The organism is Saccharibacillus endophyticus (genome assembly GCF_013185185.1).
GTDB lineage: Bacteria > Bacillota > Bacilli > Paenibacillales > Paenibacillaceae > Saccharibacillus > Saccharibacillus endophyticus.
Window position 1 is genome coordinate 84,928 of record NZ_JAAZWE010000008.1, and the last position, 15,316, is coordinate 100,243.

Consider the following 15,316-nt stretch of genomic DNA (forward strand, 5'->3'; position numbering starts at 1 on the left):
CGGAACCGAAGGCTCTTTTTGCTTAACGCTTAGAAAAGAGAAGAAAATTACAGATCGTCCCGACCGCTGACATCGCATTGATCCAGCGGAACGACTTTGGTGCCTTTGGCGCGCTTGTAACCGAACCACAGGATCAGGAACAACGGAACGCTCAGGTAAGTCGCGATCAAGCCCAACCAGTCAACCGTGCCGTTTTCAATCGTGGACAAGCTTTGACCGACGATGACGAACAGACAGAGCACGAAAGCGAACAACGGTCCGAACGGGAACCAACGTGCGCGGTACGGCAATTCGTCGAGACTATGCCCTTGTTTGATAAAAGCTCGACGGAAACGGTAATGGCTGATCGCGATTCCGACCCAGGTGATAAAGCCGCACATGCCGGAAGCGTTCAACAGCCACGTATATACGACGCCGTCGCCGAAGAATGAAGCCAGGAACGCCAGCATGCCGACGGCTGCCGTCACGATCAGCGCGTTGATCGGCACGCCGCCGCGGGTGAGCTTGGCAAGGAACTTCGGCGCTTTGCCTTCGACGGCCAGCGCGTACAGCATCCGGGTCGAGGCGTACATGCCGGAGTTGCCTGCGGACAATACCGACGTCAGAATGATCGCGTTCATGACGGCTGCCGCGAAAGCGAAGCCGGCGCGTTCAAACACGAGTGTAAACGGACTTGTTCCGATTTGATCCAGATCGCTGCTCAGCAGATTCGGATCGGTGTACGGGATCAGCAGGCCGATAACGAAGATCGCCAGAATATAAAAGATCAGAATACGCCAGAATACTTGCTTGATCGCGCGGGGAACGTTGCGTTTCGGATTTTCGCTTTCGCCTGCCGCGACGCCGATCAATTCCGTACCCTGGAACGAGAAGCCCGCGGCCATGAATACGCCCAAGAAGGCGAAAAATCCGCCGTTAAAAGGAGCGGAAGCGACGGTGAAGTTGCTGAATCCGACGGCTTCGCCGCCCATGACGCCGAAGATCATGGCGACGCCGATCACGAGGAACACGATGACGGTAATGATTTTAATGAGAGCAAACCAATACTCGGCTTCGCCGTAAGCCCGCACGGACAGCGCGTTCAGCAGGAACAGGATCGCCAGGAACAATACGCTCCACAGAAACGAAGAACTGTCCGGGAACCAATATTTGATGATCAGCGTTGCGGCTGCGAGTTCCGCCGCGATGGTGACGGCCCAGTTATACCAGTAGTTCCAGCCCATGGCGAAGCCGAAAGCCGGATCGACGTAACGGCCCGCGTAGGCGCTGAACGATCCCGGCTCCGGCGAGTGGGTCGCCAATTCGCCGAGGCTCGTCATCAGGAAATACACCATGATGCCGACCGCCGCATATGCCAGCAGCGCCCCGCCGGGTCCCGCGCTCGAGATCGCGCCGCCGCTGGCGAGGAACAATCCGGTTCCGATCGCGCCGCCGAGGGCGATCATGGTCATATGTCGGGCTTGAAGGCCTTTTTTCAATTCGGTCGTGCTCGGTGCTTTTTGCTGTGAAGCTTTCATGGTGAGTCAACTCTCCTCGTGTGGTTTGGTTATCACGAAAAGAAGGCTACGGCAAAAAGCCGACAGACACGGGTCCGCCGGCATGGCAAATTCCGCATCGCAAACGCGCTTCGTTTCGTGAAGATAGCTCAACACCCGCTCTAAGGCAGGTGACAGTTCCGTTCCTTTCGGAGACGGTCCCAGCACGGGGTTCAGGTCAGAGAACTCCGTGCTTCGGCGGGTGCGCCTTTCCGACCGGGATCATCGGCGCTCTGCTGCGCCTCCTCCGGTGTACTGATCGCCACCGCAACCTCTACCTCATCACCGGTTCGATCTCGGGTGCGATGAGGGAAAACTATTCGGTTAAAGATAAAAGCCCTGCGATCCGCAGGGCGAACAACTTTCACAGTATACGGGATTGTCCATTATGGAGCAACCCTATTTCGCACAATCTTTTAAAAAGGACCGATCTATCAAGAGATGATCAGATTTAAAGTCTTTCTTAAGCGGACTCGATCGGTTTTTGGCGGCTTTTGGCCATCTGCTGCCAGATCGTGCCTGCGGCTTCTTCGCCGGAATCGATCCGTTCCAACGCCATGCGCGCCTGAAGTCCGACTTCGAACTCGGGGTCGTTGGAAGCTGCTTCAAGCGCTTCGCGGGCATCGTCCGTGCCGACCTCGTACAAGAAGCGGGCTGCGCGCCAGCGCACGATTTTGCTGCCGTCGGTCAGAGACTCCAGCATGACCTGCGTAGCGGAAGCGTCGCCGATGTCCGACAACGTATCCCCTGCGGTACGGCGCACGGCCGGAGATCCGTCTTTCATGGCACGGAACAGCAGCTGCATCGCTTCCGGCGTTTTCAGATCGCCGAGGTAGACCACCGCCAAGCGGCGAATTTGCATTTTATCGTCGCTCAATGCCCGTTCGATCAACGGAAGGGTTTCCGCGCTGGCTTCCATCGCTTCCAAAGCGGAATAGCGGCGGCGCCAATCTTCGCTTTTCAGTCCTTCTTCGATCTCGGCCTGCGTCCATTCGCGGCGTTCTTCCACGAATTCTTCGGCTTTGGCTCCGTGCGCGATCGCCTGCTTGATGACGCGTTCCAGGCGTTCCTGCGGGAACGCGGCTTCAAGCTCCTGCTCCACTTCGCGCGCGATGTCCGGCAGATCGCCGTAACGCACGCCGTAATCGGTCAGTTTGCGTTCCTTGATCATCGTCGCGCTCGCGACTTCCGTCACGGCATCGACAAAACGTTTCGCCAAGCCGATCCGCTCTTCCTGCAATCCGGATTTCACCCGGATTTGCATCGGGATGCCGCGGAAAAATTGCACAAAAACTTGGGCTTCGCCGAAGTGTCCGGCCGCGTCTTCGATGTCCGAGTCGATCGGCTGCTCGAAGCGCGTGCCGAATACTTCCTGCACGCCGGAAAGAATCGCGGGCCAATCGGCGCCGCCTTTGCGGTCGATCGCCATAAAATCGGCCGTGTGGAAAACGCTTTTCACGCCTTCAATATGCAGCAGCCGCGCAACGATCGGCGGTGCGGAACGTTCGTTATCGAGCGTATATGTTTTTCGGATTCCCGCTTCCAGCGTTTCGTCCAGATGAAGTTTCATCGTATTCGGGCTGGGAGTCGGTTCGATCAATTTGATTTTCATGAGTCATCCAACCTCCTTCTCTCCTATTTTACACGCTGCAATACGAAATGTCACAATAAGGAGCAGGCAGGTCTACAAAAAAATTGCGCTTTCTTAGTCGATATAAGGATAGAGAGGGTAATGGGATAGAGAGGCAGTCTAAGGCGTGTCTTCAAGCCTGCCAACGTGTATCTTTTACTGCCTTTTCGCCCTCAACTGCGTCACTCTCCCTTGACGTGCCCCGGCACGACTGCGGAAAAGTTCCTTGCCGAGAACGAAAATTCAGTAAAATCTACGTCCGTCGAGGTTTGAAGACACGCCCTTGAGAAGGAGGAACGGATATGCCCAAGGTCAAGTACTTGAACGCAAACAATACCCCGATGGGGAAAACGCTCAAAGAACATCGCGATCGGCATCTGCATCGCAGACGTAAGAAACGCGATTATTCTTATATTATTCCAAGCCAGCCGGCCCGGTTGGATTACCTGACGGATAATCGCGACGATGTGACCATCACCTGGGTGGGTCACTCGACTTTTCTGATTCAATATGCCGGGCTGAACATTCTGACGGATCCGATCTGGGCCAAGCGGATGGGAATCGGCAAACGGTTGACCGAGCCCGGGATTCCGATCGAAAAAGTGCCGCCGATCGATCTGATCCTGATTTCGCATTCCCATTACGACCATATGCATATCGCTTCGATCCGCAAATTGCAAAGCCCCAAGACGCAAATCATCGTACCGGTCGGTTTGAAAAAAAAGCTGGCCCGAAAACAGGTTACCCGCTGCATCGAGCTTTCTTGGTGGGAGGAACTTGTGGTCGAAGGCGTGAAAATCACCTTCGTGCCGACCCAACATTGGACGCGCCGGACTTTGTTTGACGCGAATACGTCGCATTGGGGCGGTTTCGTGCTTGAACCTGCCGATGCCGTGAAAGAAACGGCAGCTACCGTCGTCGGAGAAAACGATAAACCGACGTATGAGCGTCATGCGAACCCTTCTTCGATCGATTCCGCGGGTCAGGCCAAATGCGGGCGCTGGAACGATTCGTTGAATGCCAACGTATCTTCGGACGGAGACCCGCTGCCGCCGACGATTTATTTTGCCGGAGACAGCGGTTATTTCGCAGGGTTTCGGGAGATCGGCGAACGTTTCCGCGTGCATATCACGTTGATGCCGATCGGCGCGTACGAACCCGAGTGGTTTATGGGGCCGCAGCACATGAATCCGGAGCAAGCGCTGCAAGCGTTTCGCGATGTCGGTGCCGAGATCATGATTCCGATGCATTACGGGACGTTCAAGCTTTCCGACGACACCGCCGAAGAAGCGTTGGCGCGTTTGGAAGCCGAAAGGCTGCGTACCGGAACATCCAGGGATTGCATCAAGCTGATGATCCACGGCGAGACGATGATCGTTCACGCGCAGCAGAAGGTTATCGAATCCTGAATAAGATGAAACGATCCGCCTCGGCGCATGCCGGGGCGGATTTTGGCGCGAACGTTCGCGATGAACGAATTTTTACCGGAAAAGCATCAGGGAATGCCTTACGGATGACCTTTTTATGCTATAATAAGCTTTTGAAAAGAACATCAGACTTTCAAGAAGAACCAGGTTTTGCGGCGCTTCATCGGCGTTGAGCAAAAAGTTTATAATAAAGGATGGGAATGCACATGATTAGCACAAGCGGCGTTACGCTTCGCTACGGCAAGCGACCACTTTTCGAAGACGTCAACATTCAGTTCAACCCGGGTAACTGTTACGGCTTGATCGGCGCCAACGGCGCAGGAAAGTCCACCTTCCTCAAGATTCTTTCCGGAGAAATCGAAGCCAACCAAGGCGAAGTTTCGATCACGCCGGGCGAACGTCTGGCCGTACTGAAACAGAACCATTTCGAATACGACGAATATCAAGTGTTGGAGACCGTTATCATGGGTCACAGCCGTCTGTATTCGATCATGAAGGAAAAAGACGCGCTGTACGCGAAAAGCGACTTTTCCGAAGCTGACGGCATCCGTGCCGGCGAACTGGAAGGCGATTTTGCGGAATTGAACGGCTGGGATGCCGAATCCGATGCCGCCGCGCTTCTGATCGGCCTGGGTATCGTACGCGATATGCACGACAAGAAAATGGACGAGTTGAGCGGTAACGAGAAAGTCCGCGTCCTGCTGGCTCAAGCGTTGTTCGGCAATCCGCAGATCCTGCTGCTGGACGAACCTACCAACCACTTGGATATCGAATCGATCAACTGGCTGGAGAACTTCCTGATGGGCTATGAAGGCACCGTCATCGTCGTATCTCACGACCGTCACTTCCTGAACAAAGTCTGCACGCATATCGCGGACATCGACTTCGGCAAAATTCAGCTGTATGTCGGCAACTATGACTTCTGGTACGAGTCGAGTCAACTGGCACTGCGTCTCGTTCGCGACCAGAACAAGAAAAAAGAAGAAAAGATCAAAGAACTGCAAGCGTTCATCCAACGCTTCTCCGCGAACGCTTCGAAATCGAAGCAAGCGACATCGCGTAAAAAGCAGCTCGAAAAGATCTCGCTGGACGATATCCGTCCTTCGAACCGCAAATATCCGTTCATCAACTTCAAGCCGGAGCGCGAGGCAGGCAAGCAGTTGTTGACCGTCGAAAACCTGAGCAAATCGATCGAAGGCGAAAAAGTATTGGATAATTTCAATCTGGTCGTCAACAAAGGCGACAAGATTGCTTTCGTCGGCCCTCACGGCCTGCCGAAATCGACGCTGTTCGATATCGTCATGGGCGAACAGGAAGCGGACGGCGGCGAATACACATGGGGCGTAACGACGACCCAAGCGTATTTCCCGAAAGACAACTCCGAATACTTCGACGGCGTGGACCTGAACCTTGTGGAATGGCTGCGTCAGTATTCCAATGATCAGGACGAGACGTTCCTGCGCGGATTCCTCGGACGCATGCTGTTTGCAGGCGAAGAAGGTCTGAAAAAAGCCAGCGTTCTGTCCGGCGGCGAGAAAGTTCGCTGCATGCTGGCTAAAATGATGCTGAACGGCGCTAACGCGCTGATCATGGACGAGCCTACCAACCACTTGGACTTGGAGTCCATCACGGCGCTGAACAACGGTCTGATCGATTTCGACGGCACGCTGCTGTTCGTTTCCCATGACCATCAGTTCATTCAAACGATCGCGAACCGTATCGTGGAAATTACGCCTAACGGCGTGATCGACCGCGTGATGACGTACGACGAGTATCTGGAAAGCGAAGAAGTAAAAGAGCTTCGCAATCGCATGTACGCGGTACAAGTATAATTTTTTGGCTTCCGTAACGTCGAAAGCCGCCTCGGACAAAGGGTATACCTTGCCGTCCGGGCGGCTTTTTTTGTTTTCGCATGTATCAAAAAATGCGGAAGTCGGATTGGATGCACGTTCTCGACTCTAGGTGCGAATACTGAAAAAGCCCGATATTCGGCATAGGCCGGAATCGGGCTTTTGCTGCTCTGTACTCAAAAGATCGGTTTAAGATCCTCCGGTACGGCGGCGTTGATTATTTGGTTTTTTGTTGTTTTGAGTCGTCAGCTTTTTGGTTTCGTTCCCCTGAAAGCCGCTTTTGTTCGAATTGTTTTGCTGCTTCTTCTGCTCCAGCTTATTGCGGATCGCTTCGGCCAGATCGACTTTCCGGGTTCCTTTTTCTTCGGTCATGCGGAACTCCTCCTCGCTGTCGCAGCCTTATCCGACATTCCCTGAACGAATGCCGTGCGACTGCGGATTTCTTCTTTATATTATCCGCTTTCACGCTGCGGGACAAGATGAAAAAAGAAAAGCTCCGGCATATGCCGGAGCTTCTTGATGTGGAAGTTTCGGGGAAAGAGTCGATTACTCGACTACGATCCAAGCCAGACCCATCCAAGTGTAGATTTCTACCCATTGGCCGCTGGCAGGGTCAGTTTGACCTTTACCTGTCGTATCCAGCTTTTGCGGTCCGAGGTAACCGATCATCGTGCCGCCTGGTGATTTGTAGAACGGCGTCATGCTGGTCAACTGGATGTTAGGAGTCGGGTTTGTCGATACTTTAGATGGATCATCAGTTGATACGACTGGTCCGCTTGGCAGGGTTCCTGTAGCAGGGTTAACCATGAAACCTTGCAGGGCTCCACTGTTTGTGCTTTGCAGCAGTTCGTTGAATGCATTTTGATCAGCTGCAGACGTAGCAGGGAATGGATTGCTAGCTACTTTAGAAAGCACGTAGATTGTTCCGCCAGTTGTATTCAGCGGAGTACCCAGCGTTTCTTTGTTAGTCAAGCCATTCCATACAGAACTGTCATAACCGCGGATTGTTGCGAAAACTACCGGAGTCGCATTGCTGTCAGTTGGTTTGTATGTAAAGTTGACCATGTAGTTCGCTGCTGTTTCTCCCATTTCCGTCAATGCAGTTCCTGTATATTCTTGGCTGCTTACGCGCTCATTCCAAGCTGTAGGATTAGTGAAGCTGAACGCTTTGTTGTTTCCGACAAACTTTGTTGTACCGGTTACTACAGTTCCTGTAGTAGGCGAAGTGTAAGTAGCATCTGTAACGGTTGCCGAAGTTTCAGCTGCAGAAACCGCTGTTGCCAGGCTGCCCATCAGCAGAGCCGAAGCTGTGAGTGTAGTGACTAATTTTTTCATAAAGTAATCCTCCTCTTTGTTTGGGAGCTTGTTTGCTCCGTCCTGCTATAAAAATAAACCCTAGTTCGAGTAATGAACCAACCTTGCTAAAAAAAATAACAGAATCGTAACTTGTCTCATAGAAGTAAGAGATTAGGTCAAACTACGTAAAGTTGTTATAATCGTTGTAGCAGCAATGGTTGCTCGCTTTTTTTCAAGCAATCGTTATTCGCAACCTTACATAAAAAAGGAGTGAAAATAAAAATAAAAAACCGCCCCCGAAGGAGCGGCCAGGAAACAAAACCTTGTTTTCGTTTGTTACCGCGTAGATCGTCCGCGGCCGAAGAACAAAGAAATAACGAACAGAGCCAAAAATACCCAGAACAAAACTTTGAAAATCGCTGCTGCTGCTTCGATGATGCCGACGAATCCGAAAATTCCCAGCACGACCGCGATGACAAGCAATACCAAAGACCATTTCAACATGAGTGTCACCTTCCTTTTTCAAATTTTTAAAAACGGGAAACGCCACGATTCAATTGAAGCCGATGCAGAAACGAACAGCCTATGTGCCTTCGCAGCAAGTTTTCTTCCCCTATGAGAATGAAAAGAGCAAAGAAGTTTTGAATATCCTTGGCATTATATTAATAATAGAAGGAATTCGTCACGCGTTCGGTTTTCGTTTCCGTTGTCTCGTAGACTCCAATTAACCTGGCGTTTTCATGTTGAAACAATGCTTACTCGGATGGTAACGCATGCATTTTCTCTTTTGTTTCGTGCAAAAAAGCTCAGGGTAACTATGCAGTAAAGCAAGAGAAGTTTCGAAGGCAAACAAAATAACGGGTGTAGAGAAAGCGAGGTTTTACATGTGGTTTGGCAATGGGCTTTGGTGATTGTAGCGGTGGCTTTTGCGGTGCTTGTCATTTTCTTGATCAAAACACTGCAGGCCGGAACCAAGACGCTGGAAAATACGGCGCAGACGTTGAAAGAAGTACAGAAAACGATGGACGAGTTGACTTACGAAGTGAAGCAGATCATTCGTCATACCAACGATATTACGTTGGACGCGAACCACAAGCTGAAGCAGTTGGATCCGGTCATGGAATCGGTTAAAAACCTGGGGCAGCTTCTGAATGAAGTTACGCTGGTCAGCCAACAATATTCGCATCGCATGATCGAAAAAGCCAAACATCATCGCGAAAACAAAGAAAAGCAAAAGCGGGAAAACGGAGGCGCGGCATTGCTTCCGGAATCCGAAGAAAGCCCGGCAGTTCAAAGCTATAAAGCGACCTATGGAACGGAAGGGCGCGGCGGAGAAGGCGTAGGCGTGCAAAAGGTTGTGAAATGGATCGACACAGGCGCCGCGGTATGGCAGAAATTCCGCCGTTAAACTTGCGTAATTCCATTTGAAATAAGGAACAATCGTCGTTTGTGCGTCACTGGACCGCGTAAAGTTAGGCTGCCGGAGTCCTTGAAGCGGAACGAAAGGATGAGAACAATGTTTACGATCATGATGCTGCTAACCGGAATGTTATCTTCTTTTTCGACGCCGGACCTTGCTCCTTCTCATGCCGCGGCTGCGGTGAACGCGCCGACGATTGTTACATCCGCTTTTACGGCTTCCGAGCCGTCTTCGTTTTCTGTCTATCCGTCCCGATCAGGTTTGGAGACGCTGAACGGACTCACTCTTCAAGACCGTATCCAAGATGCAAATCGCCTGTACGGTGAAGCTTCCGATAAAACTTCCGCCTATATGGCCGGAGACGAGTACAGTTACGGCGATTTGAAAGTCGGAGCTTATCAAGATTGGATTTACTACGTATCGGTTCCGGGCAGCGCGGGCAGCTTTAATCTTAACGGTCAGGAACTGCCCATGGACGGCGCTCAAATTCGAGAACGATTGGGTACTCCGGATTTTACCGCGGATGACGGTTTCGGTTATGAACACGGCGGGCAGGCAATCAAAGTGTTTATCGATCCTCGGAGCGGCGAAATTCGCAGCGTAGATTTATTTGATAGTACTTCGGTATAATATGATTCAAACTACGGCTAAACGGGTAAAAATTTATTTGTGCCCGTTGTAAAGCCATTTGCAAAGGAGCGTGCGCGAATATGGATGCTGCCAATGCCAAAGCTTACGCAAAAGTCGTGGAAAACGGCACTCAAGCGGTCGAAACGATCCGAGAACTTCGGATGACGGGTTATACCGGCGATCAATTGTTTGTCCTTGCTTACGATGATGGGCATACGGAGCTGACGGCCGAAGCCGCAGGAGCCCGTCCCATTCTTTCCGATTCGGACGAACCTGATCTGAAAGGAACGAAAATCTTCAGATCAAGTGCCCAAGAATTGCGCGAACGCATTGCCGGCATGGGATTTTCCGAAGAAGAATCTGCATATTATGAAGACCAACTGGAGACAGGGAAGGTTTTGGTTGTCGCTCTGACACCGGCGATCTGAAGCACAGAAGCGCCTCCCTTATCGATTTGCCGCCTTTTGGCGGATTCGAGGTATAGATAAGGAATGGGAACCCTGCGTCCCATTCCTTATCTATGTTTATGGAATCTTTTACAAGATGTTGATAAACAGGTTGGATAAGGTTAGAAATCCAGTATCATAACGCGGTTAACGCAAGAGGGAGAGGATTATGAAGATTCTAGTTGTCGACGACAATCCTACCAATGTCATTATCATTCGAGAAATTTTAAAAAAAGAAGAATATCGAAATATTGAGATCGCAGCTTCTGCTCGGGAAATGTTCGCTATTCTTGGAGTACCCGATCTCGACCCGCAGGTAAAAACGAAACATTCGGACATCGATCTGATTTTGCTGGACATGATGATGCCGGAGATGGACGGAATCGAAGCCTGCCGTATTGTTCAAACGTATGAGCATTTACGCGATATTCCTATTATTATGGTGACCGCCGTAGGCGATTCCAAAAAATTGGCCGAAGCTCTCGATGCCGGGGCAGGCGATTATGTGACCAAACCTATCAATAAAGTTGAGCTGATGGCCCGTATTCGCCTTGCCTTGCGTCTGAAGCAGGAAAAAGATTGGCACAAGGAGCGCGATCAGCGTATTCAAGATGAGCTTAAGCTTGCGGCAATGGTTCAAAACGCCGTATTAAGCCTTCCCGTCAATGACCGGAATATTGAAATCGATGCTCTGTACAAACCTTCGTTTGAGTTGGCGGGAGACTTATATGCGTGGTATCCGCTGGGCGACGGCCGTTACGGCATTATTTTGCTGGATATGATGGGACATGGTATCTCTTCGTCTTTGTTTACCATGTTCATCGCTTCCGTACTGAAAGATACGGTCGTAACCTACGTGGACCCGGAAAAAGTCATTCAGGAGCTGAACCGTCGCTTTAATCAATTGCATATCGAAAATCAATTGATTCAGTATTACTTCACCGCCATTTATATGGTCGTCGATACTCGTTTCAAGCGAATCGATTATGTAAACGCGGGACATCCTCCGGGACTGTTGTTCCGCGGCGAAGAAGTGGTCAAATTGGAGCGTTCTTCCCACCCGGTAGGGTTGTTCGATCGCATCGATGCGGAGCCGCAAACGGTCTCTTACGAAGACGAAAGCCATTTGGTCCTTTACACCGACGGATTGCTTGAAGCGGTAGACGGCGAACAGGAAGATCAGCTGGCGTTTCTTGTTTCTCATCTTAAAGGAGATCACGCCTTCGATAAACCTCGAATGGAAGAGACGTTTTTCGTGGGCGAACCTGATGCCGAGCAAGATGACGATAAATGCCTGGTATGGATCTCATTGAAAGAAGGAGCGGCTGAGTAAATGAAAATAAAGGCCAAGCTGGTCATCGGTTTTTCTGCGCTTCTTCTCATTATGTTATCGTTATCGTTAGCGAGCTATGACCGAATGAGTTACATGAACGATCAGATCGACCGCGTGTATCAGGAACGTTATTTGAAAGTACGTTATAGCAGCGGGATGCGGGGCGAGATCAACAGCATCGCCACGGAGCTGGCCGGGCAGCTGTTGGGCGGGCAAGCATCGAATCTCTCGGAAAGCCGGCTGTTTATCGAAAGTTCCAAAGAACGCGCCGAACGTTATTGGGATTCGATTACGTCGGAGACGGGGTCGGCGGAAGAAAGGCGCCTCGTGCAAAATGTGGGAACGAGCTGGGAAAATTTCTCCAAGTACGAAGCCAATCTGATGCAACTGCTTGAAAACGGAGAGGCGACGGAAGCTTTGGCTTATCGGAACTCCACCGGCATCGAACTGCAGCGGACGGCATTGAGCACCATCAACGAATTGGCCAACTATCAGGATCTGCAGGTCGAGTCGGAGGTCGATGCGGTCAAAGAAGCTTATACGCGATCCACGCAGATCACGACGGCATTTCTTGCGGTAGGCCTCCTTCTCGGATTGGGCATCATGATGTGGATCATTCCTAGCGTGACCCGAGGGCTGAATACCGTTTCCATGATGATTTCAAGCTTCGGAAAAGGTCGTTTGAAGGCCATCCGCCGCATTAAAGTCAAGTCCAAAGACGAGATCGGCAGCGTTGCGCTCGTATTCCAGCAGATGGCCGAGGATATCGAAGAAAAGCAGGCGATCGAACGGGCATACGCGGAAGCGCAAAACAATCAAGCCTGGATCAACTCGAATATGGCCCGGATAACCGACGTGTTGAAAGGAATCATGTCGCTCGAAAAAGTGTCGCAAACTTTCGTCAGCGAGTTCACGCCCGTGTTGGGAGCCGAATACGGAGCTTTGTATCTGGCCGACGTGACAAATCCGAACGAATTGAATTTGTACGGCACGTACGCGTTTTCGGATAAACAAACGTCCAAATCCAAATCTTCGTTCGAAGTAGGCGAAGGGCTGCTGGGGCAAAGCGCGGCGGATCGCCGGATCATCGTGCTGGAAGAAGCGTCCCAGCAGTACATTCATATTCATTCCGCGCTCGGCGAAAGCCGGTCCGCCCAAATCCTGATTCATCCGATTTTGGCGGAAGGCGAACTCATCGGCGTGTTCGAGATCGCTTCCCTCACGCCGTTCAACGAACTTCAGCGCCAATTGCTTGATCAGTTGATGACTAACCTGGGCGTCATTTTGAATAACATCAACGGACGCCTGCGCGTCGAAGAATTGCTGCGCGAATCGCAGGCGCTGACCGAAGAACTTCAGTGTCAATCGGAAGAGCTTCAGACGCAGCAGGAAGAATTGAAACGTTCGAACGAAAGCCTCGAATCGCAAACCGATGCGCTTAAACGATCCGAAGAACTGCTCCAGCGTCAGCAAGAAGAACTCGAACATTTCAATACCGAGTTGATCGCCAAGACCCGGGCTTTGGAAGAACAAGTGCACGAGACGGAAGAAAAGAATCGCGAAGTCGAGCATGCTCGGGTACAATTGGAGCGTCAGACGATGCAGTTGGCGGTATCAAGCAAATACAAATCCGAGTTTTTGGCCAATATGTCGCACGAGCTTCGCACGCCGCTAAATAGTTTGCTGATTTTGTCGCAGCTGCTTGCGGAAAACAAACAAGGCAACCTCGAACCGAAGCAAGTGGAATACGCGCAGACGATCTATATGTCGGGTGCGGATTTGCTCAAAATGATCGACGAAATTCTGGATCTGTCCAAAGTGGACGCAGGCAAAATGGAATTGAACCGAGAACCGGTAGAGTTTGACGAGGTCACCACGTTCGTGGTCAACAACTTCTCGGCGGTCGCGGAGAAAAAAGGCATCGATCTGAACATCGAAGTCGATACGGCCCATTTGCCGAACGCGCTGCTGACCGACGGGCATCGACTCAAACAAGTGCTGCGCAACTTACTGTCCAACGCGTTCAAATTCACGTCCGAGGGCTCGGTCACCTTCCAAGTTCAAGAAGCGAAGCCCGAAAATTTGCCGGAGTATTTGGAGAAAAAGCGGAAATTCATCGAATTTTCTGTTATCGATACCGGCATCGGCATCCCGCAGGATAAAACGGATATCGTATTCGAAGCTTTCCAACAAGTCGACGGCACGACCAGCCGCAAATACGGCGGCACCGGTCTGGGACTTTCGATCAGCCGCGAACTGGCGAAGCTGCTCGGAGGCGGTATCGAGCTTGAAAGCGAGGACGGCCGAGGCAGCCGCTTCACGCTTTACGTGCCGAAGTTGACCACTTACGCGTCCGGGGAAGATTCGGGCGATAAAATAAGCGCCGCGATGCAGGTTCTTCAATCGGATGCAGACGAACGATTGATTTCGAAGCGGGGCAAGCCGGCGGCGGTCGAACCGATCGCGCCGAAGCCGAACCGTCCGGAAATCGAAGACGATCGCGATAGCGTGAACCCGCATGACAAAGTGCTGCTGATCATCGAAGACGATCCGAAATTTGCCGTCATTCTGCGCGACATGGCACGCGGCAACGGCTACAAAGCGATCGTCGAGGTACAAGGCGATACCGGTCTCGAAACGGCGCGCAGCCGGATGCCGGATGCGATCATCCTCGATATCCAACTTCCGGTAATCGACGGTTGGACGATCTTGAGCGAGCTGAAAAGCAGCTCCGAGACGCGTCATATTCCGGTCCATGTCGTATCCGTCGTCGATGACGTGAAGCAGGGACTGATGATGGGCGCAATCGCTTATCTGAAAAAACCGGCCGACAAAGAAGGGCTGGAACGGGCCTTTTCCTCCATTGGTTCGTACGCGGACAAAGGACTTAAGCATCTGCTGATCGTCGAGGACGACGACGTGCAGCGCCATGCCATCATCGAGTTGATCGGACACGACGACGTGGCGATCAAAGCCGTGGCGACCGGAACGCAAGCGCTGGAAGAATTGCAGCGTCACCATTACGACTGCATGGTATTGGACCTGATGCTGTCGGATATGACCGGGTTCGAGATGCTGGATCGCATTCGCGAGGACGAACGTCTGCGCGATCTGCCGATCATCATTTATACCGGCAAAGACCTCGACGCCAAAGAAGAAACCAAGCTGCGGCAGTACGCGGAATCCATTATCGTCAAAGACGTCAAATCTCCGGAACGTTTGCTCGACGAGACGACTTTGTTCCTGCATCGCGTCGAAGCCGACCTGCCGGAAGACAAGCGGAAAATCCTGCAAAAGCTGCATAACAAAGAGACGCTGTTCGAAGGCAAGAAAATTCTGCTCGTCGATGACGACGTGCGAAACGTATTCGCGTTATCGAGCGTGCTCGAAGGCTATCGGATGGATGTGACCTTTGCCGAGAACGGGCGCGAAGCGCTTGAAGTTCTCGAAAATCATCAAGATTTTGACTTGATTTTGATGGATATGATGATGCCGGAGATGGACGGTTACGAAGCGATGCGCCGGATTCGGCAGCTGCCCGAGTTCGAGCGGATTCCGATCATTGCATTGACGGCAAAGGCGATGAAAGAAGATCGAAGCAAGTGTATCGAGGCCGGAGCATCCGATTATGTCAAAAAACCGATACAGACGGAACAGCTTCTTTCATTAATGCGCGTTTGGTTGTATTCGTAGGCAAGATATTTGGGTAATATACAAAGATTAAACTCGATTCTAAAGATTTTTTCAGA

At 51.5% G+C, this 15,316-nt stretch carries 12 protein-coding genes and 1 riboswitch; of the genes, 7 read left to right on the plus strand and 5 right to left on the minus strand.

Translation table 11 applies throughout. The features are described from left to right. Window positions 1-47: 47 nt before the first annotated feature. On the minus strand, window positions 48-1,517 hold the full coding sequence (locus HRQ63_RS23490; protein WP_172247588.1) for an amino acid permease: 1,470 nt from the start codon (window positions 1,515-1,517) through the stop codon (window positions 48-50). A 116-nt stretch (window positions 1,518-1,633) separates the two neighbouring features. After that, window positions 1,634-1,820, minus strand: a riboswitch (Lysine riboswitch). Between the two features lie 178 nt (window positions 1,821-1,998). After that, window positions 1,999-3,147: a conserved virulence factor C family protein gene (locus HRQ63_RS23495; protein ID WP_172247589.1), complete on the minus strand. Its 1,149-nt coding sequence runs from the start codon at window positions 3,145-3,147 to the stop codon at window positions 1,999-2,001. 320 nt (window positions 3,148-3,467) lie between these two features. Here HRQ63_RS23495 and HRQ63_RS23500 point away from each other — a divergent pair, with 320 nt between their 5' ends. Both HRQ63_RS23500 and HRQ63_RS23505 read left to right on the plus strand, forming a co-directional pair. Then, on the plus strand, window positions 3,468-4,574 hold the full coding sequence (locus tag HRQ63_RS23500) for an MBL fold metallo-hydrolase (RefSeq protein ID WP_172247590.1): 1,107 nt from the start codon (window positions 3,468-3,470) through the stop codon (window positions 4,572-4,574). Between the two features lie 224 nt (window positions 4,575-4,798). Then, window positions 4,799-6,424, plus strand: coding sequence for an ABC-F family ATP-binding cassette domain-containing protein (locus tag HRQ63_RS23505; RefSeq protein WP_037291390.1), 1,626 nt, complete (start codon window positions 4,799-4,801; stop codon window positions 6,422-6,424). A gap of 207 nt (window positions 6,425-6,631) precedes the next feature. On the opposite strand, the gene HRQ63_RS23510 is transcribed toward HRQ63_RS23505, so the two are convergent. From HRQ63_RS23510 to HRQ63_RS23520, 3 genes are all read right to left on the minus strand, one after another. Continuing rightward, window positions 6,632-6,814, minus strand: coding sequence for a hypothetical protein (locus HRQ63_RS23510; protein WP_172247591.1), 183 nt, complete (start codon window positions 6,812-6,814; stop codon window positions 6,632-6,634). A 174-nt stretch (window positions 6,815-6,988) separates the two neighbouring features. Continuing rightward, window positions 6,989-7,777, minus strand: coding sequence for a hypothetical protein (locus HRQ63_RS23515; RefSeq protein WP_172247592.1), 789 nt, complete (start codon window positions 7,775-7,777; stop codon window positions 6,989-6,991). Window positions 7,778-8,074: 297 nt separating this feature from the next. Beyond that, window positions 8,075-8,242: a DUF1328 domain-containing protein gene (locus HRQ63_RS23520; RefSeq protein ID WP_172247593.1), complete on the minus strand. Its 168-nt coding sequence runs from the start codon at window positions 8,240-8,242 to the stop codon at window positions 8,075-8,077. Window positions 8,243-8,624: 382 nt separating this feature from the next. Between HRQ63_RS23520 and HRQ63_RS23525 the strand changes: the two genes are divergently transcribed. The 5 genes from HRQ63_RS23525 to HRQ63_RS23545 all read left to right on the plus strand — a co-directional run bounded on the left by HRQ63_RS23525 (window position 8,625) and on the right by HRQ63_RS23545 (window position 15,260). Then, window positions 8,625-9,146, plus strand: coding sequence for a DUF948 domain-containing protein (locus HRQ63_RS23525; protein ID WP_172247594.1), 522 nt, complete (start codon window positions 8,625-8,627; stop codon window positions 9,144-9,146). A 108-nt stretch (window positions 9,147-9,254) separates the two neighbouring features. After that, window positions 9,255-9,788 (plus strand): hypothetical protein, encoded by a 534-nt coding sequence (locus tag HRQ63_RS23530; protein WP_172247595.1) that lies wholly within the window; start codon window positions 9,255-9,257, stop codon window positions 9,786-9,788. An 80-nt stretch (window positions 9,789-9,868) separates the two neighbouring features. After that, the gene (locus HRQ63_RS23535) at window positions 9,869-10,216 is read left to right on the plus strand and encodes a YflT domain-containing protein (protein ID WP_172247596.1); all 348 of its coding nucleotides are present in this window, start codon (window positions 9,869-9,871) and stop codon (window positions 10,214-10,216) included. 187 nt (window positions 10,217-10,403) lie between these two features. Continuing rightward, window positions 10,404-11,567 (plus strand): PP2C family protein-serine/threonine phosphatase, encoded by a 1,164-nt coding sequence (locus HRQ63_RS23540; RefSeq protein ID WP_172247597.1) that lies wholly within the window; start codon window positions 10,404-10,406, stop codon window positions 11,565-11,567. Beyond that, window positions 11,568-15,260, plus strand: coding sequence for a response regulator (locus HRQ63_RS23545; protein WP_172247598.1), 3,693 nt, complete (start codon window positions 11,568-11,570; stop codon window positions 15,258-15,260). The last annotated feature ends 56 nt before the right edge of the window (window positions 15,261-15,316 follow it).

Coding starts and splice junctions, on each gene's coding strand:
- HRQ63_RS23540 (WP_172247597.1), top strand. CDS start 10,404: ATGAAGATTCTAGTTGTCGACGACAATCCTACCAATGTCATTATCATT.
- HRQ63_RS23495 (WP_172247589.1), bottom strand. CDS start 3,147: ATGAAAATCAAATTGATCGAACCGACTCCCAGCCCGAATACGATGAAA.
- HRQ63_RS23515 (WP_172247592.1), bottom strand. CDS start 7,777: ATGAAAAAATTAGTCACTACACTCACAGCTTCGGCTCTGCTGATGGGC.
- HRQ63_RS23500 (WP_172247590.1), top strand. CDS start 3,468: ATGCCCAAGGTCAAGTACTTGAACGCAAACAATACCCCGATGGGGAAA.
- HRQ63_RS23535 (WP_172247596.1), top strand. CDS start 9,869: ATGGATGCTGCCAATGCCAAAGCTTACGCAAAAGTCGTGGAAAACGGC.
- HRQ63_RS23490 (WP_172247588.1), bottom strand. CDS start 1,517: ATGAAAGCTTCACAGCAAAAAGCACCGAGCACGACCGAATTGAAAAAA.
- HRQ63_RS23510 (WP_172247591.1), bottom strand. CDS start 6,814: ATGACCGAAGAAAAAGGAACCCGGAAAGTCGATCTGGCCGAAGCGATC.
- HRQ63_RS23545 (WP_172247598.1), top strand. CDS start 11,568: ATGAAAATAAAGGCCAAGCTGGTCATCGGTTTTTCTGCGCTTCTTCTC.
- HRQ63_RS23505 (WP_037291390.1), top strand. CDS start 4,799: ATGATTAGCACAAGCGGCGTTACGCTTCGCTACGGCAAGCGACCACTT.
- HRQ63_RS23530 (WP_172247595.1), top strand. CDS start 9,255: ATGTTTACGATCATGATGCTGCTAACCGGAATGTTATCTTCTTTTTCG.
- HRQ63_RS23520 (WP_172247593.1), bottom strand. CDS start 8,242: ATGTTGAAATGGTCTTTGGTATTGCTTGTCATCGCGGTCGTGCTGGGA.